Annotated in this window: 20 protein-coding genes and 1 riboswitch; of the genes, 10 read left to right on the top strand and 10 right to left on the bottom strand. The window is 68.4% G+C overall.

All coding sequences use genetic code 11. The features are described 5' to 3' along the window. Window positions 1-18: 18 nt before the first annotated feature. Window positions 19-1878, bottom strand: a complete 1860-nt coding sequence (gene thiC / locus ABD729_RS02490; RefSeq protein WP_344708576.1) for a phosphomethylpyrimidine synthase ThiC — start codon at window positions 1876-1878, stop codon at window positions 19-21. Continuing rightward, window positions 1876-1981: riboswitch (TPP riboswitch) on the bottom strand. Its footprint overlaps the gene before it by 3 nt. Window positions 1982-2040: 59 nt before the next feature. Here thiC and cysD point away from each other — a divergent pair. The 4 genes from cysD to ABD729_RS02470 all read left to right on the top strand — a co-directional run bounded on the left by cysD (window position 2041) and on the right by ABD729_RS02470 (window position 6045). Beyond that, on the top strand, window positions 2041-2931 hold the full coding sequence (gene cysD, locus ABD729_RS02485; RefSeq protein ID WP_344708575.1) for a sulfate adenylyltransferase subunit CysD: 891 nt from the start codon (window positions 2041-2043) through the stop codon (window positions 2929-2931). 4 nt (window positions 2932-2935) lie between these two features. Then, window positions 2936-4741, top strand: a complete 1806-nt coding sequence (gene cysC / locus ABD729_RS02480; RefSeq protein ID WP_344708574.1) for an adenylyl-sulfate kinase — start codon at window positions 2936-2938, stop codon at window positions 4739-4741. A 75-nt stretch (window positions 4742-4816) separates the two neighbouring features. After that, complete coding sequence (locus ABD729_RS02475) at window positions 4817-5095, top strand: hypothetical protein (protein WP_344708573.1); 279 nt, start codon at window positions 4817-4819, stop codon at window positions 5093-5095. A 164-nt stretch (window positions 5096-5259) separates the two neighbouring features. After that, a complete protein-coding gene (locus ABD729_RS02470) occupies window positions 5260-6045 on the top strand; it encodes a MipA/OmpV family protein (RefSeq protein WP_344708572.1) in 786 nt (261 codons plus the stop codon). 42 nt (window positions 6046-6087) lie between these two features. Here the strand turns inward: ABD729_RS02470 and fdxA are convergent, their stop codons facing one another. The 4 genes from fdxA to ABD729_RS02450 are packed head-to-tail and all read right to left on the bottom strand — an operon-like array spanning window position 6088 to window position 10321. Further along, on the bottom strand, window positions 6088-6426 hold the full coding sequence (fdxA, locus tag ABD729_RS02465) for a ferredoxin FdxA (RefSeq protein WP_344708571.1): 339 nt from the start codon (window positions 6424-6426) through the stop codon (window positions 6088-6090). Between the two features lie 35 nt (window positions 6427-6461). Then, window positions 6462-6734: an RNA-binding S4 domain-containing protein gene (locus ABD729_RS02460; protein ID WP_344708570.1), complete on the bottom strand. Its 273-nt coding sequence runs from the start codon at window positions 6732-6734 to the stop codon at window positions 6462-6464. Further along, window positions 6735-9281 (bottom strand): helicase-related protein, encoded by a 2547-nt coding sequence (locus ABD729_RS02455; RefSeq protein ID WP_344708569.1) that lies wholly within the window; start codon window positions 9279-9281, stop codon window positions 6735-6737. It lies immediately after the preceding gene. A 38-nt stretch (window positions 9282-9319) separates the two neighbouring features. Next, window positions 9320-10321 carry a lysozyme inhibitor LprI family protein gene (locus tag ABD729_RS02450; RefSeq protein WP_344708568.1) on the bottom strand — a complete coding sequence of 334 codons (1002 nt, stop codon included), beginning with the start codon at window positions 10319-10321 and terminating at the stop codon, window positions 9320-9322. 122 nt (window positions 10322-10443) lie between these two features. On the opposite strand from ABD729_RS02450, the gene ABD729_RS02445 reads away from it, so the two are divergent. The 5 genes from ABD729_RS02445 (at window position 10444) to ABD729_RS02425 (ending at window position 14947) form a co-directional block, all read left to right on the top strand. Then, window positions 10444-11892 carry a M23 family metallopeptidase gene (locus ABD729_RS02445; RefSeq protein ID WP_344708567.1) on the top strand — a complete coding sequence of 483 codons (1449 nt, stop codon included), beginning with the start codon at window positions 10444-10446 and terminating at the stop codon, window positions 11890-11892. A gap of 123 nt (window positions 11893-12015) precedes the next feature. Next, entirely contained in the window at window positions 12016-13053 is a 1038-nt protein-coding gene (locus ABD729_RS02440) for a rod shape-determining protein (RefSeq protein WP_344708566.1), read from the top strand. A gap of 161 nt (window positions 13054-13214) precedes the next feature. Next, window positions 13215-13712, top strand: a complete 498-nt coding sequence (locus ABD729_RS02435; protein WP_344708565.1) for a hypothetical protein — start codon at window positions 13215-13217, stop codon at window positions 13710-13712. Between the two features lie 91 nt (window positions 13713-13803). Then, on the top strand, window positions 13804-14496 hold the full coding sequence (locus ABD729_RS02430; RefSeq protein WP_344708564.1) for a LytTR family transcriptional regulator DNA-binding domain-containing protein: 693 nt from the start codon (window positions 13804-13806) through the stop codon (window positions 14494-14496). Between the two features lie 55 nt (window positions 14497-14551). After that, window positions 14552-14947, top strand: a complete 396-nt coding sequence (locus ABD729_RS02425; RefSeq protein ID WP_344708563.1) for a UrcA family protein — start codon at window positions 14552-14554, stop codon at window positions 14945-14947. A 64-nt stretch (window positions 14948-15011) separates the two neighbouring features. Here the strand turns inward: ABD729_RS02425 and ABD729_RS02420 are convergent, their stop codons facing one another. The 4 genes from ABD729_RS02420 to ABD729_RS02405 all read right to left on the bottom strand — a co-directional run bounded on the left by ABD729_RS02420 (window position 15012) and on the right by ABD729_RS02405 (window position 19307). Beyond that, a complete protein-coding gene (locus ABD729_RS02420; RefSeq protein WP_344708562.1) occupies window positions 15012-15842 on the bottom strand; it encodes an SMI1/KNR4 family protein in 831 nt (276 codons plus the stop codon). A 46-nt stretch (window positions 15843-15888) separates the two neighbouring features. After that, a complete protein-coding gene (locus tag ABD729_RS02415; RefSeq protein WP_344708561.1) occupies window positions 15889-17571 on the bottom strand; it encodes an ATP-binding protein in 1683 nt (560 codons plus the stop codon). Window positions 17572-17637: 66 nt separating this feature from the next. Next, complete coding sequence (locus tag ABD729_RS02410) at window positions 17638-18354, bottom strand: TIGR02186 family protein (RefSeq protein ID WP_344709621.1); 717 nt, start codon at window positions 18352-18354, stop codon at window positions 17638-17640. A 41-nt stretch (window positions 18355-18395) separates the two neighbouring features. Further along, window positions 18396-19307 carry a sulfite exporter TauE/SafE family protein gene (locus tag ABD729_RS02405; RefSeq protein ID WP_344708560.1) on the bottom strand — a complete coding sequence of 304 codons (912 nt, stop codon included), beginning with the start codon at window positions 19305-19307 and terminating at the stop codon, window positions 18396-18398. A gap of 111 nt (window positions 19308-19418) precedes the next feature. Here ABD729_RS02405 and ggt point away from each other — a divergent pair, with 111 nt between their 5' ends. Beyond that, the gene (ggt, locus tag ABD729_RS02400; protein ID WP_344708559.1) at window positions 19419-21146 is read left to right on the top strand and encodes a gamma-glutamyltransferase; all 1728 of its coding nucleotides are present in this window, start codon (window positions 19419-19421) and stop codon (window positions 21144-21146) included. On the opposite strand, the gene ABD729_RS02395 is transcribed toward ggt, so the two are convergent. Next, window positions 21136-22200, bottom strand: coding sequence for a quinone-dependent dihydroorotate dehydrogenase (locus ABD729_RS02395; protein WP_344708558.1), 1065 nt, complete (start codon window positions 22198-22200; stop codon window positions 21136-21138). The genes ggt and ABD729_RS02395 overlap by 11 nt on opposite strands. Between the last annotated feature and the right edge of the window lie 36 nt (window positions 22201-22236).

The raw sequence follows: 22236 nt of genomic DNA, 5'->3' as shown, positions 1-22236 counted from the left end.
GCGCTGACCTTGGCTGGATCAGTCGTGTTCGCGGCCGTTCGAACCGATGTAGAGTTCGTTGCCGCCTTCGCGGTAGCGCTGGCTCATTTCGGCCATGCCCTTTTCGGCTTCCTCGACCGCGATGCTGTTTTCGAGCGGGGCGTTCTGCTTGGCGGCGAAATCGCGCACTTCCTGGGTGATCTTCATCGAGCAGAACTTGGGGCCGCACATCGAACAGAAGTGGGCGGTCTTGGCGCCTTCGGCCGGGAGCGTCTGGTCGTGATATTCCTCGGCCGTGTCGGGATCGAGGCTGAGGTTGAACTGGTCGCGCCAGCGGAATTCGAAGCGGGCGCGGCTGAGGGCGTCGTCGCGGACCTTGGCGGCGGGGTGGCCCTTGGCGAGGTCGGCGGCGTGGGCGGCGAGCTTGTAGGTGACGACCCCGACCTTGACGTCGTCGCGGTCGGGGAGGCCGAGATGCTCCTTGGGCGTGACGTAGCAGAGCATGGCGGTGCCGAACCAGCCGATCATCGCCGCGCCGATGCCGCTGGTGATGTGGTCGTAGCCGGGCGCGATGTCGGTGGTGAGCGGCCCGAGGGTATAGAAAGGCGCCTCGCCGCAGACGGCGAGCTGCTTGTCCATATTCTCCTTGATCTTGTGCATCGGCACGTGGCCGGGGCCCTCGATCATGACTTGGCAGTCATGCTCCCACGCCTTCTTGGTGAGCTCGCCCAGGGTGTAGAGTTCGGCGAACTGCGCTTCGTCGTTCGCGTCGGCGATCGAGCCGGGGCGCAGGCCGTCGCCGAGGCTGAAGGACACGTCATAGGCCTTCATGATCTCGCAGATCTCGTCGAACCGCTCGTAGAGGAACGATTCGCGGTGGTGGGCGAGGCACCATTTGGCCATGATCGAGCCGCCGCGGCTGACGATGCCGGTGACGCGCTTGGCGGTCAGCGGGACGTAGGGCAGGCGAACGCCGGCGTGGATCGTGAAATAATCCACGCCCTGCTCGGCCTGCTCGATCAGGGTGTCGCGGAAGATTTCCCAGTTGAGGTCCTCGGCGATGCCGCCGACCTTCTCCAGCGCCTGGTAGATGGGGACGGTGCCGATCGGCACGGGCGAATTGCGCAGGATCCATTCGCGGGTGTCGTGGATGTTGCGGCCGGTGGAGAGGTCCATCACCGTGTCCGCGCCCCAGCGGATCGACCACACCATCTTGTCGACCTCGGCCGCGACGTCGGAGGCGACGGCGGAGTTGCCGATGTTGGCGTTGATCTTGACCAGGAAGTTGCGGCCGATCGCCATCGGCTCGGCTTCGGGATGGTTGATGTTGGCGGGGATGATCGCGCGGCCGCGGGCGATTTCGTCGCGGACGAATTCGGGGGTGACGAAATCGGGGATGGCGGCGCCGAAGCTTTCGCCGTCGCGGGCCTGGTTCAGCGCAGCCTCGCGGCCGAGATTCTCGCGGATCGCGACATATTCCATCTCGGGCGTGATGATGCCGCGGCGGGCGTAGTGCATCTGGGTGACGTTGGCGCCGGCTTTGGCGCGAAGCACCTTCTTGCGGACGTTGGGGAAGGGCGCGACGCCGCCCGAGCGGTCGGGGCCGAGCTGGCCATTGTCCTCGGGACGGACCTCGCGCTGCAGCACTTCCTCGACATCGCCGCGGCCGCGGATCCAGTCGCGGCGGACTTCGGGGAGGCCGGCCATGATGTCGATGCGGGCGTCGGGATCGGTGTAGGGGCCCGAAGGGTCGTAGACGGTGACCGGCGCTTCGCCCGACGACGGCTCGAGGTGGATCTGGCGCATCGCGACCCTCAGCGGGCCGACGTGGATTTTGCGGCTGCCGCGGATCGGGCCGGTGGTGACCTTGAGTTCAGTGCGCGCAGGGATATCGGCCATCAGATAAAACTCCTCTTCCTCCGCCGGTGTCAGCCGGTTCAGGTTCAGCGGGTCTCGGCACCGTGCCGACTCTCAGCCCATGTGGGCTCCCCGGGGACAGGGCCGTCTTAGAAGCGGGCGCGGCATTGCGCCAGAGCACGGGTAGCGGCATCAGGCGGGGCGATGGCGCTGACCCACCTCGACCGGCTTGAAGCGGAAAGCATCGCGATCCTGCGCGAGACGGTGGCAGTCTGCCGGCGGCCGGTGATGATGTATTCGGTGGGCAAGGATTCAAGCGTCATGCTGGCGTTGGCCCGCAAGGCCTTCGCGCCGGGGCCGCTGCCGTTTCCGCTGCTGCACATCGCGACCGGATGGGATTTTGCGGCGGTGATCGCGCACCGCGATGCGGTGGCCGCCGCGCATGGGGCGGAGCTGATCGTGCGGAGCGGGGCGGAGCGGCTCAATCCCTTTACCACCGGAATCGAGCGCTACAGCCGGGCGATGCTGATCGAGCCGCTACGCGCCGCGCTGATCGAAGGCGGGTATGACGCGGCGATCGGCGGCGGGCGACGCGACGAGGAGAAGAGCCGCGCCAAGGAGCGCATCTATTCCTTCCGCGGGCGCGGCGGCGGGTGGGACCCGCGGCACCAGCGGCCCGAGCCGTGGAACCTCCTGAACGGGCGGCTGCACGAGGGGGAGAGCCTGCGGGTGTTTCCCCTGAGCAATTGGACTGAGCGCGACGTGTGGGATTATGCCGCGCGCGAACAGGTGCCGCTGGTGCCGCTTTATTTCGCGGGCGTGCGGCCGACGATCGAGCGCGACGGGCTGCTGCTGATGGTCGACGATCCGGCGGCGGTCGAGCTCAAACCGGGCGAAGCGATCGTCGAGCGGCGGGTGCGGTTCCGGACCATGGGCTGCTGGCCCCTGACCGGCGCGCACGAAAGCGACGCGGTGACGGTCGAGCAGGTTGTGGCGGAAGTCGCCGCGGCGCGCAGCAGCGAGCGGGCCGGGCGCAAGGTCGACGGGCAGGCCAGTGCGTCGATGGAAGCCAAGAAGAAGGAAGGGTATTTCTAGCCCCGTGGACCTGCTGCGCTTCATCACCTGCGGGAGTGTCGATGACGGCAAGTCGACGCTGATCGGCCGCCTGCTGCACGATTGCGCGGCCCTGAGCGACGATCAGCTTGCGGCGCTGGGCGCGGAGCCCGATTTCGCGCACCTGCTCGACGGGCTGAGCGACGAGCGCGAGCAGGGCATCACCATCGATGTCGCCTGGCGCTATTTCGGGACGGGGCGGCGGCGCTTCATCATCGGAGATACGCCCGGGCACGAACAATATACGCGCAACATGGTGACCGGCGCCTCGGTCGCGGAAGCGGCGGTGCTGCTGGTCGACGTGCGCAAGGGCGTCCTGCCGCAGACCCGCCGCCATGCCGCGATCCTCGCGCTGCTGGGGGTGCGCGCGCTGGTGCTGGCGGTGAACAAGATGGACCTGGTCGGGTTCGACCGGGCGCGGTTCGAGGCGGTTGCGGGCGACTTCGCCGAGGTGGCGGCGAGGCTCGGCCTGCCCGCACCCGTCGCGGTGCCGCTGTCGGGGCTGACCGGCGCCAATGTGGTGATCCGGTCGAACAACATGGGCTGGCATGATGGGCCGACCCTGATCGAGGCGCTGGAAGCGATCCCGGCGCAGGATGATCTTGGCGCCGAGCGACCCTTCCGCCTGCCGGTGCAGGGCGTGCTGCGGGACGGCGAGAACAGGCGGGCAATCGGCACCGTCGCGGCGGGCCGGATCGCCGTGGGCGACCGGGTGGTGGTGCAGCCGGGCGGATTCGCAAGCGCGGTCGCCGGACTGTGGATCGGCGAGCAGCCCGTCGCGGTGGCGGAAGCGGGGCGCGCGGTTGCGCTTTCACTGGCAGGCGATGTCGATTGCGGGCGCGGAGCGGTGATCGCTTCGGCAGGCGATCCGCCGCCCGTCGCCGACCGGTTCGAGGCGAACCTCGTGTGGATGGGCGACGAGCCGCTGCTGCCGGGCCGAGGCTATTGGCTGCAGCTTGGCAGTCAGAGCGTCACTGCCTTCGTCCAGCGCCCCAAATATGAGCTGGGGATCGAAACGGGCGAGAAGCTGGCGGCCAAGACGCTTGGCCCCAACGCGATCGGCGTGGCCGAACTGTCCACCGACCGGCCCCTGGTGTTCGAGCCCTATGCAGACAGCCGCGCGCTTGGCGGGCTCATCCTGGTCGACAAGGAAAGCCACGCGACGGTCGCCTGCGGCATGATCAATTTCGCGCTGCGGCGGACCGCCAACCTCCACTGGCAGGAACTGTCGGTCGACCGCGAGGCGCGCGCCCGGATCAAGGGGCAGCACCCGCGCGTGGTGTGGCTGACGGGCCTGAGCGGGGCGGGCAAGTCGACCATCGCCAATTTGCTCGAGAAGAAACTGCATGCGGCGGGAAGGCACAGCTTCCTGCTCGACGGGGATAATGTCCGTCACGGGCTCAACCGAGACCTTGGCTTTACCGACGCCGACCGGGTCGAGAATATCCGCCGGGTGGGCGAGGTCGCGCGGCTGATGACCGATGCCGGGCTGATCGTCATCACTGCCTTCATTTCGCCCTTCCGGGCCGAGCGCGAGATGGTCCGCGACCTGCTTGAGCCCGGCGAATTCCTCGAGGTGTTCGTCGACGCGCCGATCGAGGAAGCCGAACGGCGCGACCCCAAGGGCCTTTATGCCAAGGCGCGGGCGGGCGAGCTGGCGAACTTCACCGGCATCGACAGTCCGTATGAGGCGCCCGACCGCCCCGACGTCCATATCGACACCACCGCGGTAAGCGCCGAGGCGGCGGCGGAGCGCATCGCAAGATTGTTGCTCGAACCACACGAAGACTGAAAGACGATGCTCGATCGGCGGACCCATGCGCAATGTCCTGCGTTTCCCGCCCGATAACCTAGGGAGAAAATCGACGTGCGTGCTCTGATCCTGGTCGCTGGTGCGGCCCTTTCCCTCGCGGCTTGCGGCAGCAATCGCGACGAGGCCGTGAATGCCGATGCCAACATGATGGCGGCCGACAACATGGCCACCATGGACGCCAACATGATGGGCACCGATGCCAACATGATGGCAGCCGACAACATGGGCGGCATGGACGGCAACATGGCCACCAACGGCATGACCGAAGCCAACATGATGGCCAACGACATGAACACCAACGATCGCGACACCAACCTCGCGAACGGGATGTAAACCAGACAGGCTTTTCGGACGGCGCTTACGCATTCGCGCCGTCCGCTCCGGGGAAGCGCTCGTCCTGTGCCAGGACGGGCGCTTCTTCCGTTATGGGCGCCTGTCGATGCGGATCGCGACGCGTCCGTGCAACCAAGGCAGGGCCGGGTCGTTGCGCCCGTGACATGAAGATCCTTCTCCCCGCCGCCATCGCCCTTTTCGCCATCGCCGCCCCGGCCTCCGCGCAGGAGGAGAGCACCGACCGGCGCGTCCGCGTCGGGCTGGGCGCGCAGTTCAAGCCGGCCTATCCCGGCGCAAAGGACCGCGACCTCAGGCCCTTGTTCGATTTCGACCTTGCCCGCGGGGTGGAGGAATTCCGGGTCGAGACCCCGGACGACCGCTTCGGGGTGCGCCTGATTTCGGCCGGGCGGTTCACCGCGGGTGCGGCGGCCAGCTACCAGGGCGCGCGCAAGGACAAGGACGTCGGCGCGCGGGTCGGCAAGGTCGATGCGACGATCGAGGTCGGGGGCTACGCCGACTATCTCTTTTCCGACAACCTGCGCCTGCGCGGCGAACTGGTGAAGGGCGTCAACGGCCACGAGGGGCTGGTCGGCCAGGTCGGCCTCGACCATTTCTGGCGTGACGGGGACCGCTATGCGATCACGCTCGGCCCGCGGCTGCTGTTTTCCGACGATCGCTACAGCCAAGCTTATTTCGGGGTCAGTCCGGCAGCGGCGCTGGCGACCGGCTTACCGGTCTATCGTCCCAAGGGCGGGATTCATTCGGTCGCGCTGGCCAGCGGAATCCAGACCCAGTTCGGGCCGCGCTGGGGGCTGTTCGGCTATGCCCGCGGCGAGCGGCTGGTCGGGGATGCCGGCAAGTCGCCGCTGGTGCGCCGCTATGGGAATCGCAACCAGCTGTCGGCAGGCATCGGCGTGAGCTACGCCTTCACGGTGAAGCGCAAGCGCTAGCGAACGGGCGTCCCGGCCTTCGCCGGCCGGGACGATCGTGCGTCAGTCGCCTTCGCCGGGTTCGGCGGAGAAAAATTCCTCGAACTTGCCGTCCTTGCCCTTGAACGCGTCGGCGTCGGCCGGGCTGTCCTTCTTGCGGGTGATGTTCGGCCATTGCGCGGAGAAGGTGGAGTTCAGTTCCAGCCACTTCTCGTTGCCGCCCTCGGTGTCGGGGAGGATCGCCTCGGCCGGGCATTCGGGTTCGCACACGCCGCAGTCGATGCATTCGTTGGGGTTGATGACGAGCATGTTCTCGCCCTCGTAGAAGCAGTCGACCGGACAGACCTCGACGCAGTCCATATATTTGCAGCGGATGCAGGCGTCGGTGACGACGTAGGTCATGGCGGTCTCTCTTGGCTCCCTGGTTGACCCTAGCGCTATGACGCGGCGCCGCCATCGTCAACGCCCAGTTCCTCGTAGCAGGCACGGGCTTCGGGCGAGGGTCCGCGTCTGGTCGGCATGGCAAGGACGCGGATGACGCGAACCTCTCCGCGCAAGGGCAGGGTGATGGTGCTTCCCGTACGGACGGTTTCGGAGACCTTTTCGACCCGGCGGCCGTCGATGCGGGTGCGGCCCTGTTCCAGCAGCGCCTGCGCCTGGGTCCGGGATTTCAGCAGGCGGATGAAGAACAGGAAGCGGTCGAGCCGCATCTAGCGCTTGAGGCCGGCCAGCGCGGCGAAGGCGTTGCCGGGGCGGGCCGGCTGCGGGCGGCTGCGGTTGCGCTGGTGGGTGCCGCGCCAGGCCCAGGCCCCCGATTGCTCGCGAAAGCCGACCTCGGCCATCAGCCGGGCGAGCGCCTCGGGACTGAGGCCGAGCGAGGTGACGAGGTCGCGGTCGATCGGGTCGAGCGGGATCTCACCCCCCGTCTTGTGCGCGGCGCGGGCCTGGTGGGCGAAGGCGGCAAGACGGTCGGCGAGGTCGACCCTGAGCCACAGGTCGCCGAAGCGGCGATAGGCGAGGCAGGCGCCCAGCCGGTCGGCCTCGGCGGTGAGGATCGAGGCACCGGGGCGGGGGAGCGCGGGCATCGGCTGCCCACTACGCACCGCGATCAACGCCGCCCGCCAGCGCTGCGATTCGGGCTTGAGGAGCGAGGGGACGAACACGTCGAGCGCGCCGAGGCGGACCTTGAGCTTGTGCAAGGCGGCGCGCATCGGGCGGTCGAGCTGGCCGATCGGTTCGGCCAGCGCCTTGCGCGGGAGGAGGCCGCCCGCGTCGGCCAGCATGGCGGTCAAGGCGCGGACCGGCGGGCCATAGTGGCGGTCAGTCGAGGCGGCGGTGAGGCGGGCAAGGTCGCCGACGTGCCGCTGGACCTGCCGTTCGAGCCAGCTTTCCATGTGGGCGCGAAGCTCGGTCCGGGCCGGGGCGGACAGGCGGTCGAGGGCGCGAACGGTGCGCAGCGCCGGCTCGGTCAGGCTGCGGCCGGGCGCGAGGCGGGCGAGGAGGTGGCCGTCGGCGGCGATACCGATGTCGCCGCCGGCCGGGGCGAAGAGGGTGAAGCGGCTGTCCTCGCCCTTGGTCAGATCGCGCGCGCGGCGGTCGAGTTCGTCGCCGAGGCGGCGTTCGGCGGCGGCGAGGAGCAGGCGCTTGTCGGCGAGGCGGGCGGTCGGATCGACCTTGAAATCGAAGCCGGTGAGGTGGCCGATCGGCTCGGGCCCGACGCTGACCTCGCCGTCGGCGGCGACGGTGACGGGCAGCGCGTCGGCCCCGCGCGCGCCGATGTCGCGGACGAGGACGGCGGTGCGACGGTCGACGAAGCGCTGGGTGAGGGCGGCGTGCAGAGCGTCGGACAGCCGCGCTTCGACATGGCGGGTGCGCTCGGCCCAGCGCGCGGGCTCGGCCAGCCAGTCGGCGCGGTGGGCGATGTAGGCCCAGCTGCGCACGCCGGCGAGGCGGTCGGCGAGCGCTTCGATATCGCCCGCGACATTGTCGAGGCGGCTGACTTCGGCGGCGAACCAGTCGTGCGCGATGTGCCCACCGTCGGCGATATAGTTGAAGATGCGGCGGACCATCCGCGCATGGTGCATCGGCCCGACCTTGCGGAAGTCGGGCAGGCCGCATGCCGCCCACAGCCGCCGCGCCGCCTTGCCGCGGCGGTCGGCGATGGCGGGGTCTTCGGCCAGCGCCTTCAGGACCGCGAGGTCGATGCCGGGGGGCGAGGGGCGGAGCAGGGGGTCGTCGCTGCGCGCTTCGAGGCTGCGGATGAGCGCGGTGACGTCGGTGAAGTCGAGGTCGGCGGAGCGCCAGTAGAGGTGGTCGAGCGGACGGAAGCGATGTTCCTCGATTGCGTTGATTTCTTCGTCGGTGAAGGCGGGGCCGTTCTCGCCGCCAAGGCCGAGGGTGCCGAAGGTCCCGTCGCGCTGGTGGCGGCCCGCGCGGCCCGCGATCTGCGCCATTTCCGGAATGGTGAGGCGGCGTTCGCGGCGGCCGTCGAACTTGTCGAGGCCGGCGAAGGCGACGTGGGCGACATCCATGTTGAGGCCCATGCCGACCGCGTCGGTGGCGACGAGATAATCGACCTCGCCGCGCATGAACATGTCGACCTGCGCGTTGCGGGTGGCAGGCGAGAGCGCACCCATCACCACCGCCGCGCCGCCCTTGAAGCGGCGGAGCATCTCGGCGAGCGCATAGACCTGCTCGGCCGAGAAGGCGACGATGGCCGAGCGCGGGGGGAGGCGCGAAAGCTTGGCCGATCCGCCGTAGCGCAGCGTCGAGAAGCGCGGCCGGCTGACGATTTCGGCGTCGGGGATCAGCTGGCGGACCAATGGCTTCAGGCTGGCCGAGCCGAGGATCAGCGTTTCCTCGCGGCCGCGGGCGCGAAGCATCCGGTCGGTGAAGACGTGGCCGCGTTCGGGATCGGTGCCGAGCTGGGCCTCGTCGATTGCGCAGAAGGCGAAGTCCTTCGGGCCGTCGTTCTGGCCGGGCACGGCCGAGGGGCTGGGCACCGGCATGCTTTCGACCGTGCACAGCCAGTAGCGCGCGGTGGGCGGGGCGATCCGCTCCTCACCGGTCAGCAGCGCGACCTGCGCCTCGCCCTTCAATTTGACCACGCGGTCATAGACCTCGCGCGCCAGGAGGCGCAGCGGGAAGCCGATGACGCCCGAGGAATGGGCGCACATCCGCTCGATCGCCAAGTGGGTCTTGCCGGTGTTGGTGGGCCCGAGGACGGCCCTGATAATGCCGTCATTACGCGCGGCCATGCTGGTCATGTTGGCAGGCTCAACGCGCGGCGCAAGCCTCAGGTGTCAATCGGACCGAGATCGTCGAGGCGCTGCCTCGTCAAATAGGTCGCAAGCGCAGTTCGGGACAGCTTCGGATAGTGGCGCGCGGCAAAGGCGAGCATGGCGTCGCGGTAGGCGATCCAGCTCCTTGCCGCGATCCGCCGCCCTTCTTCGGTGATGGTGCCGCTGGTCAGACGGTCGTCCTTGGCATCGTCGGCAAGCGTGGCGCGGTAGGTGGCGTTGAGCTCGGCGTCGCTCCTGGCATAGGTCGCGGCCGAGGCGGGTGGGAGCTTGCCTGACGCGAGCGCCTGGAGCGTGGCGAGGAACTGGTCCCGGACAGTCTCTTCTGCGCCGACCGCAAAGGCGACCCGCAGCGTGCCCGAGAGGTCCTGGTCCTGGCCGGCATGGGCCGAGGCATAGCTTTCCATCGCGCGCCGCCCGGCCGCGAAGAGCGGACTGCCGGCATAGCCTTCCTGCCTTGCCAGCGCGGCGATCGCCCGGTCGCGCTTGACGATCGCGAACCGGGAATCGTGCTCCGTGCAGGCACCGCCGAGGTAGCCGCTGGTGGCAGCGTCACAGATGGAGAAAGGCTTGCCGGGCTTGAGCTTTTGCAGGCGCGGGATGCGAAGGGCATGTTCCATCGGTGCCGCTTCCTCGAGGCCGCAGGCGAGGTGTGTGGCCACCTTGAGGTCGCGCGCGGCGCCCCGGCCGTTGGCGTAGATGGTCATGAGCATCGCGCGCCCGCCGAACACCCCAACCTCCTCGTCCTTTTCGGTGAAGGCGCACAGGCGGGCTTTCACCGGGTCCGCTTTGACACCGATGCCATAATAGAGTGCCTCGCTGTCGCAGCCCTTCAAGGCCTTCGCCTGCGCTGGCGTCGGGCGATCGGCGGTTGGTGGTTCGGCGTGAATGACCCGGGCGCAGATGGCGCGGCTTTCCTTATATTCGCGGTCGTTTCCGCCGAGCCAGTCGAGATCGGCGGTGGACCAGTCCCAGCGCGGCGCGGGAGCGGCCGCCACAAGGACAAGCAAAGCGATACAGGCGAGAGGCAGGCGCATCGGCGAATGGTGCCACAGGCGCTTTCGGGCGCAACCCCTCCCCCTTAGCGCGCCGTTAACCTTGTTCGCCGAGAAGGGCGGGGATGTTTCACTCGCCCCGCCCGCTGGTTGCCGCCGCCGCCCTGCCCGATTTCGGCAGGCCGGGCGCGAAGGCCCCCGCTTTCGGGCGGGCAACGATCCTGCTTCCGCCGCCGCCGCGCTTCAGCCTGGTGGTGGACCTTGCCGAGGCGCCGCTCAGCAAGCGCTGGTGGCGCGGGGTCGCGACGCTGGCCGCGCTGGTCGCGGGCGTCTCGCAGCTTGCCCCGCCGCTGGTGCCGCTGCCGGCGGGAACGCCGGTGGCGCAAGGGGCCGACCAGACCTTGCAGGAACAGGCGCTGACGGTCGGCGCCTTGTCGGGTGGGTCGGTGACCGGCCTGACGATGAGCGAGAGCCCGCGGGCGCGGCCGATCGCCGCCGCACCGGCACGCCAGTCGCGGGCGCTGAGCCTGATCGTCTCACCCGGCGACGACCTTGCGAAATTGCTTCTGCGCAACGGCGCGCGCGCGGCCGATGCCTATCAGGCGGCCGCGCTCGCGCAGGGCGAAAAGGCCTTGCCGCCAGTGGGGACGAGCCTGTCGCTGCGGCTCGGCAGCCCCGATACGTCCGGGCAACGCGCGATCGAGCAACTGACTTATCGCGCCAGCCTGGATGTCGAATTGCTGATCAGCGGCGCCGAGGGCGGCCTGCGGGTCGAGCGCCGCCAGCTCGGGATCGACCGTACGCCCTTGCGCATCCGCGGCAGCGTCGGCGGCGGGCTTTACTGGGCGCTGCGCTCGGCCGGGGCGTCGCCCGAACAGGCCGCCGATTACCTCGGCGCGATCGGGGCGAGCGTGGACGTCGGCAGCGAGATCATGCCGGGCGACCGCTTCGAACTGGTGGTGGCGCAGGCGAAATCGGCGGACGGGCGGATCGCGACCGGCGGACTGCTTTACGCCGGGCTCGACCGATCGGGCGGGCATGACCTGTCGCTGGTGCGGGTACCGATCAACGGCCGGCTGCAGTGGATCGACGAAGGGACCAGCCCCGAACCGGTGCGGAGCGGCCTGCTCGCCCCCGTGGCCGGTCCGATCACCTCGACCTTCGGGGCGCGCATGCATCCGATCCTGCGCTTCATCCGGATGCACAATGGAATCGATTATGGCGCGAGCTGGGGTTCGCCCATCGTCGCTGCCGCCGATGGTCAGGTGGTCCGCGCCGGCTGGGCCGGCGGCTATGGCCGGCAGGTCCGGATCGCGCACGAGGGCGGGCTGGTCACGAGCTACAGCCATATGAGCCGGATCGTCGCCGGCGAAGGCGGGATCGTCCGTCGCGGCGAACTGATCGGCTATGTCGGATCAAGCGGCCTGTCGACCGGGCCGCACCTCCATTACGAAGTGCTGAAGGACGGAACGCCGGTGAATCCGCTTGGCGTGACGCTGGTCAGCCGGCCGGTGCTGAACGAAGGGCTGATGGCGGCGGTCAGGGCCCGGGCCAAGGCCTTGCGCGGGCTGTGAAAAACTCGACCGGGCGCAGGCGCGGGGCGCGTCACGCTTAATGGCCGTTAACGCCTAGCCGTGCGGGCGTTGACCCGTCATCGGTTCCTTCTCGATATTCTTCTCCGGGGTGGGGACCAGTCCATGCGTAACCTTTTCAGCCTGTCATCGCGCGACATCGCGATCGACCTCGGCACGGCCAACACTGTCGTCTATGTCCGCGGCGTCGGAATCGTCACCAGCGAACCATCGGTGGTCGCGCTGGAGGTCGTGGACGGAATCCAGAAAGTCAGGGCGGTCGGAAGCGATGCCAAGCTGATGCTGGGCAAGACCCCGCAAGGAGTGCGCACGGTGCGCCCCTTGCGCAATGGCGTGATCGCCGACCTCGAGACGGCCGAGGAGATGATCAAGCATTTCATCCGCCGCGCCGCGGGCGGCCCGAGCCGCTTTGCGCGGGGACCGGAAGTCGTGATCTGCATCCCGTCGGGCGCCACCAGCGTCGAGCGGCGCGCCATCCGGGACGCGGTCACCAATGCCGGGGCGAGCTCCGTGTCGCTGATCGAGGAGCCGATGGCGGCGGCGATCGGCGCGGGCTTGCCGGTGACCGACCCGATCGGCTCGATGGTGGTCGATATCGGTGGCGGCACCACGGAAGTCGGGGTGATCTCGCTTCAGGGGCTCGCTTATTGCCGCTCGGCACGGGTCGGCGGCGACCGGATGGACGATGCGATCGCGTCCCACGTCAGGCGCAAGTTCAATTTGCTGATCGGCGAAGGCACGGCCGAGCGCATCAAGCTGGAGATCGGCACCTCGCTGCGCCCCGGTGACGGCGTCGGGCGGACGACCATCGTGCGCGGCCTCGATGTCAGCCGCGGTGTGCCGTCCGAGATCGAACTCCACCAGGGGCATGTCGCCGAAGCGCTGGCCGAACCGATCAACCAGATCGTCGATGTGGTGCGCATGGCGCTCGAGCATACCCAGCCCGAGATCGCCGCGGACGTCATCGACCACGGCATCACCATGACCGGCGGCGGTTCGCTGCTGGAGGGCGTGTCGACCTTGCTCCAGGAAGCCACGGGTCTTCCGGTCCACATCGCCAAGGATCCGATGAGCTGCGTCGCCCTCGGGGCCGGCCAGACGCTCGAGAACCAGATCCTGCGCGGCGCCCTCCAGACGGCGTGAGGTGGCGGAACCGGATTTGACAGCGCAGGTTAAGGTTTAATCGATAGTTTCTCCCCGTCGCGCTAGTCTTCCTGGCCTGGTTCGGGTCTGTTGCTTGGGACAGTGGGCGGGACGCGGTGCACCATAGGTGCGATAGGCTCGGGTTCAGGAGAGTTGTCGTCATGCGCATTATCCCCCTTCTTCCGCTTGTCGCACTTTGTGCCGTCGGCACCCCGGCCAGCGCCGCCACGGTAACGGGGGAGGCCAAGGTCCTGCTGGGTGGCGGGACGGCGCGCTGCGTCGGGGTCGCCCTCATTCCGCGCACCGCGCAGAGCGAGCAGGCGATGATCGGCACCTTCGGTTCGGCCGCCGCCTCGACCCGGACCCTTACTGCCGCGGAGCTGCGCAACGCCAAGGAAACCGCTAACTTCCAGCGCAGCACGGATGCGCGCTGCGGATGGAGGAGCGGCTATCGCTTCAACAATGTCGCGCCGGGCGAGTATTTCGTGCTTCTTCACGCCCGCGGCGGCAAGGGGAACAACGACTTCAGCATCAGCGATGCGTCGAACCAGGGCGTTGCCCAGGGCGGTTTCCGTGAACAGGCCGTGCTGTTGATGCAGCCGGTGACCGTGGCCGCTTCGGGCAGGCTGGTACAGGCGGATTTCCGGCACAAATCCTGAGTTCCGGCTTCCTGTCAGCGGGTTACGGCCTGTTGCCGGACGGTTAACTTCGGCGTAAAACTCGTGGCCTGCTCGCAGGAAAGCAGTGCCAATGACACAGCTGGTCGTCATTGCATGCCTGGCCTTTGATCATCGCGCCTCCGCTGACGGGTTGCAGAAGTTCAAGGCATGCCTTCTCCAATGTCCGCAGGTGGAGCGGGTGATGGAGGTCTGCGGCACCTTCGACCTGATCATCCAGGGCCATTGCGAAGACATGGGCGATTACACCCGCGGCATGGAACAGCTCCGCCAGCCGTTGTCCGAATTCGTCACCCGCATCGAGACCAGTTTCGTGACTCGGACGGTCGACCGGGACATGCCCGCGCGGTCGGGTGCGCTGTGGCTGCCGTGCAAGGACGGGCGGCGGCGAGTCGAATATCGACAGATCGACAAGGTCGTCGCCGACGGGGACTATATGCGGGTTCATGTCGGGGACTGGAACTGCCTGCTCCACGACACGATGGGCCACCTTGCCGAGGAGCTGGCCGGGGCGGGGTTCGTGCAACTGCACCGGTCGTGGCTGGTGAGGATCGATTTCATCGACAAGCTGATCCACGACCAGCGCCGCTGGACTGCGCGGCTGCTCGATGGAACGCTGGTCGGCGTCGCCAAGAGTCACACCCAGGACGTGCTGCGGATCGTCGCGGGCGAGTCGCCGATGGGCGGGAGCCATTCGGCGAAACCGGTGCCGAACGGCGACGGCTCGGCAATCGTCACCGAGAATCGGATGAAACTGCCGCACTAGCGGGCCACCAGAGCGCCATCCGGGGCAAGGGGTTCCGGACCTATGGAGGCTCGACATGGATACGCGCAGATACGCATGCCTTTCCGCGGCGCTGGCGATGGGAGTGAGCCTGGCGGGCATTGCCGCGGGCGCTGCGGCCGCGCCTCCGATGCAGGACGTGGTGGTGAAGGGTGACCGGATCGATCCAGTGCTGCAACGCAAGGTCACCTATCATGACCTGAACCTCGCCGTGCCGCGCGGACAGCGGATGCTCCAGAGCAGGATCTATCGCACCGCGGGCGACCTGTGCTTCGATCTGAACGGCAGCTATTTCACCGAGCATTGCACCGATTTTGCGGTGCGCAGCACCGACGGCCAGGTGGCGCAGGCGATTGCTCGGGCCAAGCGGCAGATGGCCGGACTTCCGGTCGGTCCGGCGATCACGATCAGCATGGTGATCGGCGGCCGCTAGAGGACAAAAATCGCATTCCCAGGAACAAGGCGGGGGGCGGCTGTGGTCGCCCCCTCTCCTTGTGTCAGCGGACGAAGGGCCCTGGCGCGCCGAGCAGGGTGCGCAGGCCGTCGTGAAAGTGATCGACCGGCGGGTTCTTGAGCCGGAACCGGCGCAACAGCTGTTCGCCGGGCGCCGCGTCGAGGCGAACGTTGCCGCTCTCGAGGAGGCCGGCGATCCACTGCAGGAAGCGGCCGAGCGAATCGGCGATGACCAGTTTCACGTCTTCATCGCGGCCGTACAGGATCACCTGCCCGACCCGCCCGCCCGGCCAGGGGTCGAAGTCGAGCCCGATCGAATTGCCCGATCCGTCACCGGTCAGGGCAATCCAGCGCGGGTTGGCATAGGCTGGATCGACCGCCCCGGCGGGGAACGATGCCCCGGGGATCTTGTAGCGGTCGCCGCCGAAGCCTTTGATGACCTCGTTCCAGCCACGCCATTCGGACGCGACCCGTTTGAGCGGCAGCAGCGGCAAGCCGTAGAAGTGTCCCCAGCGGTCGTCATCCTCGCCGTCGTGCCAGCGATAGAGCTGGCGGTAGCTGTGTGGCAGGCTGAAGCCAACCAGCCGCTCCACGGCATCGATCCGGGTGTCACTGGCCGGGGGATTGAAATGGTAGGGCTGTCCCGCCGGCAAATGCGCCGCATACCAGCGATCGAGCCGTGCCAGCACCGGCGCGATATCCTCGTCGAGGAGGGGCCTTGCCTGTCCCGGCGGGCGGCGGGGCGGGGCAGTCGCGGTGACGCCGCGACCGCGTTGCAGGTTCCTCAGCGCACAGGCGGTCGGTGCCAGTCCGCCGACGCACAGGGCGCCAAACAGGCCGCCCCCGACCAGCAGGCGGCGCCGCGCCGGATCCATCGTCACATCACCCCGTCAGCAGCGCCCACGCGGAGCGATCGGGGCCTTAACGCCCGTGGCCGCGCCAGCGCTTGACGGTGCGGGCGATGATTTCGGGTTCCCCGCCGGTTTCGCGCCACAGCGAGGCGAAGCTCGGGTCGCTCGAGGCCGGGCGCTTTTCGGGTTCGAGATCGTCGAACCTGACGCGGATCGGAATCGCGACGCCTTCACCGCAGACGATGCATTCGCGATTGCGGAGCGCGGGGATGGCATCGAGGAAGCCGCGCGCGCCTTCGGGCATGGCGGCGCGGACGCAGGCCTGGTCGCGGTCGTTGTTGAGGCGCATCGAGATGATCGTGCCGCACTGCGAAAGAACGCCTTCGGCCAAGTCGGACGGGCGCTGGGTGATGAGGCCCAGCGACACGCCATATTTACGGCCTTCCTTGGCGATCCGTTCGAGGATCTTGCGGACCGCCTGGACGCCGTTGTTCTCGTCCTTGGGAACGTAGCGGTGGGCCTCCTCGCAGACGAGGAGGATCGGGCGCTGTGCCTCGGTGCGCGACCAGATGGCATAGTCGAACACCATCCGGGCGAGCACCGAGACGACGACGCTGGTGATGTCCGAGGGCACGCCCGACACGTCGACGATGCTGATCGGCTTGCCGTTGGCGGGCAGTCGGAACAGGCGCGAGATGAAGCTGCCCATGCTGTCTGTGATGTTCATGCCCGAGAACATGAAGGTGTAGCGCGGATCGGCCTTGAGCTCGTCGAGCTTGGTCTTGAGCCGCTGGTAGGGCGTGGTGTCGCCGGCGCGGTCGAGCTTGCCCATTTCGTTGACGATGATCGAGTTCAGGTCGGTCAGCAGGTAGGGGATCGGCGAATCCACCGTCACCTTGCCGAATTGTTCGGAGAACTTGTTCTTGGTCCGGGCCGCGAGCAGGCACTTGGCGAGGATGTCGGCATCGCGCTGGCGTTCGGACCCGTCGGTAGTCAGCAGCACCTCGCAATGTTCCTCGAAGTTGAGGAGCCAGTAGGGAAGCTGGAGATTGTCGACGTTGAACAGTTCGCCGCAGCCCTTGAAGGCGGCGCTATATTCGCCGTGCGGGTCGATCATCACGATGTGACCCTCGGGGCTGTACTGCGAGATGCGGTGCAGGATGAGGGCGACGCTGGTCGACTTGCCGGTACCGGTGCTGCCGAGGATCGCGAAATGCTTGCTCAGCATCGGGTCGATGTAGAGCGCGCCGCGGATGTCGTCGGTCGGATAGACGGTGCCGATCTCGACGTGCGCGCTGTCGGAGGCGGCGAACACCTGGCGAAGGTCCTCGGTCGTGACCGGGTGCACTTCGGCGCCGGGAATCGGGTAGCGGGTGACGCCGCGGCGGAATCCGCTCATGCCGCCGGCCTGTTCGCGGGTGCCTTCGCCGAGGAAGTCGATCGCGGCGTCGACCGCGCCATCGTCGCCCATCCGCATGGTGCGGACGTTGGCGATCAGCCAGCTTTTGCCGACCGCCATCTTCACCTGGCTGCCGACCTGGCCCGACATGGCGACCGAAGGATCGCTATGCTCGGAGAGCGTCAGCAGGCGGGCGGGGTCGAAGCGGACCAGGCTGCCCGATCCGGCGATGTCGAGGACCTTGCCGATCGGGTCGAGCTTTTCGCGGACGACCGGGGCGGCGCTTCCGACATGCTCGTCGCTGACGCTGGTGAGCTCGTCGATCAGCTGCTTGAGACTGACATTATCTTCCATGCGCTTGCCGTCCGTTCCCCACAATTTCGTGGGACGGACATAGGCAAATTGCAGTTAAGATTTTGTCTAGCTGCGCTGGCCGAACAAGGCCGCCGCGCCCCAGCCGAGGCCGAGGCTGAGGAGAACGGCGGCAAGGCCGTAGACGAAGGAATGACGCCGCGCGGCGAGCGCGACATAGCGTTCGAAGCCCGACTTGCGCACTTCCACTTCCTTGGTCGCGGCGGCGATCACCTTGCCGCGGTCGATTAGGAAGGTCTCGGTCTCGTAGGTGCCGACCGGGACTTGGCTGGGGATGGAGATGCGCGCGCGGTAGAGGACGCCGTCGCTGATCTCCACGCCGCCGCCGTCTTCGGCGTAGAGCCCCTGGCGGGCGCGAAGTTCGAGCAGGCCCGCTTCGAACCGTCGCGCGCGGTCGGGCTGCGCGCCGCCGCCGGGCGACAGCTGCAGGTTCTGGACCCCCAGCTCATAGACGGCGGCGGTGCGCTCATCGACGATGTCGCGCAGCGGGCGGTTGGAGGCGACCGCATAATAGCTTGGCGCGGACACGAAGCGGAGGCTGTCGGCATTCATCCAGATGCCCGCGATCTTCTGCTTTTCGCGCACGATCATCGTCTGCACCGGGCCCTTCAGCACGACGACGACGTCGAGCGAGCGGGTCGGGGTTCGGCCGCCGGGGTAGAGGATCGCGCCGAACAGGAGCAGCTGCGCGCCGGTGAAGCTGTAGCGGATCTCGATCGCGCGGGCGGAGATGTCGGGCACCAGCCGCGGGCCGGCCTGGCCCATCAGCAGCGGCGCCAGAAGCACGGTGAAGAGGAGGCGCAACTTCACAGATATTCAATCGAGAACAGCTCGTCGGGCCGATAGGTGAGGCCAAGCGCCATGCGCAGCGCGACGAGCAGGATGATAATGGCGAGGCTGAAGCGCAGCAGGTCGGGCTTCAGCCGGGTGGTCAGGCGAGCGCCATATTGCGCGCCCAGCACGCCGCCGACCAGCAGCAGCGCGGCAAGCACGATATCGACCGAGCGGGTGGTGAGCGCGTGGATCATGGTGGTCGCCGCGCTGACCGCGAGGATCATGACGAGGCTGGTTCCGACCACCACGCGCGGGGCCATGCCGAGGATGTAGATCATCGCCGGGACCAGGATGAACCCGCCGCCGACGCCGAGCAGGACGGTCAGGATGCCGGCCGCAAAACCGAGCGCGAGCGGGGCCAGTGGCGAGATGTAGAGCCCGCTGGCGTAGAAGCGCCAGCGCAAGGGGAGGGCGGCGACCCAGCGGTTGTGGCGCTTGCGCGGGGCTTCTTCGTCGGCCTTCTTGCGCCAGCCGAGCGCGGTGATCGCGTCCTTCAGCATCAGCGCGCCGATCGATCCCAGCAGCGCGACGTAGAGGAGGCCGATGACGACGTCGATCTGCCCGCTCGCCTGGGCCAGGCGGAACAGCCCGGCGCCCGCGACGCTGCCGACAAGACCGCCGGCGATCATCACCAGCCCCATCCTGAGGTCGACCCCGCCCCGCTTCATGTGCGCGAACACGCCCGACACGCTGGCGCCAGTGATCTGGGTGGTGGCCGAGGCGACGGCGACGCTTGGCGGGATACCGTAGAAGATGAGCAGCGGCGTGGTCAGGAAACCGCCGCCGACCCCGAACAGTCCGGACAGGATGCCGACCAGTCCGCCAAGCGCCACGATGAGCAGCGCGTTGACGCTCATGTTGGCGATGGGAAGGTAGATATCCATGGGGCAGGGAGGGGGATAGCGGAGCGGGCGGCCGTCGCAAAGCGCCGGAGCGGGAACTTAGCGTCAGGCGCGGCACTTGGCCTTGCGCTTTCCGACCTTTAGGCCTGCCATATGAACCTTCGCCTTCTCAGCCCGCTCGCCGCCCTCCTTGCCGCCGCCTGCGCGACGGTCCCGCAGCCGGCGCCGGTCATAGGGCAGGCGGCCCGCCCCGGCTTCGTCATCGCCGCCAATCCGCTTGCCGCCAAGGCGGGGATGGACGTGCTCCAGCGCGGCGGAAGCGCGGCCGATGCGGCGGTTGCGGTGCAGGCGGCGCTGAGCCTGGTCGAGCCGCAGTCGAGCGGCATGGGGGGCGGCGCCTTCATGACCTATTATGACGGACGCACCGGCAAGGTCGTGGTCTACGACGGGCGCGAGACGGCGCCGGCGGGCGCGACACCGACCATGTTCGTCGGCCCGGACGGCAAGCCCCTGCCCTTCGCCACCGCGGTGCTGAGCGGGCGGGCGACGGGCGTTCCGGGCGCAGTGCGGATGCTGGAAACGGTGCAGCGGGCCCACGGCGCCTTGCGCTGGTCCGACTTGTTCGAGGGCACCGCCCAGCTGGCCGAGCAGGGCTTCACCATCAGTCCGCGCCTGGGGCGGATGCTGGGCGGCAATTATCCCGAGCTGACCGCGCCCGACGTGGTCAAATATTTCAGCAAGCCCGACGGGACCCGGCTGAAGGTCGGCGACCGGATCAGCAATCCCGTCTACGCGCGCTTCCTGCGGCGGATGGCGAGCGGCGGCGCGGACGTCCTCTACAAGGGCGAGACCGCGGCGCGGATCGTCGAGCGGGTACGGCAGGGGCCCTTCCCCTCGGCGATGACGCTGGCCGACCTTGCGCGTTATCGTCCCGTCAGGCGCGAGGCGTTGTGCCGCCCGTGGCAAGCATGGCTGGCCTGCGTGCCGCCGCCGCCGTCGAGCGGGGTCTCGACCCTGCAGCTGCTGGCGATGCTGGACCGCACCGATATCGCCGAGCGGGGCCCCAATGATCCGCAGGCCTGGTACCTGTTCGCCGAGGCATCGCGCCTGATGTACGCCGACCGCGACCGTTATGTCGCCGATCCGGCCTTCGTGTCGGTGCCGGTCGAGGGGATGCTCGACCCGGCCTATGTGGCGGAGCGCGCGAAGCTGATCGGTCCCTCGGCCGGACCGCCCCCGGTTGCCGGCAACCCCGCCGGGGCCAAGGTCGCGGGCGTGGACCGGACGGTCGAGCCGGCCGGCACGTCCCACTTCATCGTCGGCGACAGCGCCGGCAACGTCGTCAGCATGACCACCACGGTCGAGAGCATCTTCGGTTCGGGCCGGATGGTCGACGGCTTCTTCCTCAACAACCAGATGACCGACTTCAGCTTTTCCCCGACCGAGGCGAATGGCCAGCCCGCCGCCAATGCGGTGGCCGGGGGCAAGCGCCCGCGTTCGTCGATGACGCCGCTGATCCTGCTGAACAACGATCGCAGTTTCGCCGGCGCGTTCGGAAGCCCCGGCGGAAGCGCGATCCTCGCCTATGTCGGCAAGACGATGGTCGGGAGCCTGCTGTGGAAGCAGCCGGTGCAGGCCGCGATCGAGCTTCCGAACCTGATCGCGCGCGGCGGCAGCTATTTCGGCGAAGTGGACAAGTTCTCGCCCGAGGTGCTGGCCGGCCTCAAGGCGCGCGGGGTCGAGCTCAGGACCGGACAGGGCGAGGACAGCGGGGTCCACGCGGTGATGGTTCGCGACGGCGGGCGGATCGAGGGTGGGTTCGACCCGCGGCGCGAAGGCGTGGTGCTGATCGACGACAAAAGGACGCCTGTCAGGCGTTAGAACCGACCGCTTCCGCCAGCGTCGCGAACCGCGTCGCGCGCAGCCGCGCGAGGAGGTCGTCGGCGATGGTGCGCGCAATGCCCGGGCCGGCATAGACCATCGCCGAATAGAGCTGCACCAGGCTCGCGCCCGCGGTGATCCGCTGCCACGCGTCATCGCCGGTAGCGATCCCGCCCGCCGAGATCAGCGGCACCTCGCCGCCGGTCACCGCGTGAAAGGCCTTGAGCTGGTGCAGGGCGAGGCTTGCCAGCGGGGCGCCCGACAGCCCGCCGCTCTCGTCTTGGTGGCAGGAGGCGAGCGGCGGGCGGGTGATGGTGGTGTTGGAGACGATGATCCCGTCGAGGCCATTGTCCCTGACCGCCCGGACGATGCGAAGTGAGTCCCCGGTTTGGAGGTCGGGAGCGACCTTGAGGAAGACGGGGGGAGTGGCGGTGGCGGCGGCGCGCGCTTCCCTGACCGCGGCCAGCAGCTCGGTCAGTTCGCCGCCTGCCTGCAGGTTGCGCAGGCCCGGGGTGTTGGGCGAGCTGATGTTGACGGTCAGATAGTCGGCGACCGGCGCCATCCGGCGGACGCCTTCGGCATAGTCACGGATGCGGTCGGAACTGTCCTTGTTGGCGCCGATGTTGACCCCGACGATGCCTGTCTGGAGCGACGTCGAAGAACCGCTGCGGGTCCGCGCCGCGAGCCGGGCCAGCGCGGCGTCCTGCCCGGCGTTGTTGAAGCCGAGGCGGTTGATCACCGCCTTGTCCTCGACCAGCCGGAACATGCGCGGTTTTGGGTTGCCGGGCTGCGGCTTGGGGGTGAGCGTTCCAACCTCGACGAAGCCGAAGCCGAGGCCGAGCATCGGCCCGAACACCTCGGCATCCTTGTCGTAGCCCGCGGCGAGGCCGACGGGGGAAGGGAAGCTGAGGCCCGCGACGGTCATGCCCAGCGCCGGGTCGAACGCCGGCGGCCTACGCGACGGGGAAGCCTTCAGCGCGGCGATGCTGAGCCGATGCGCGCGCTCGGCGTCGAGGCTGAAGATGAACGGCCTGGCGAAGGAGTAGAGGCTCATGGGGTTGCGTCTATATCCGAACGCCGCCAGCGTCTC

This window comes from Sphingomonas humi, from assembly GCF_039536725.1.
GTDB classification, from domain to species: Bacteria; Pseudomonadota; Alphaproteobacteria; order Sphingomonadales; family Sphingomonadaceae; genus Sphingomicrobium; species Sphingomicrobium humi.
Note: the sequence above shows the minus strand (reverse complement) of the source record. Positions and strands in the feature narration are given on the sequence as shown.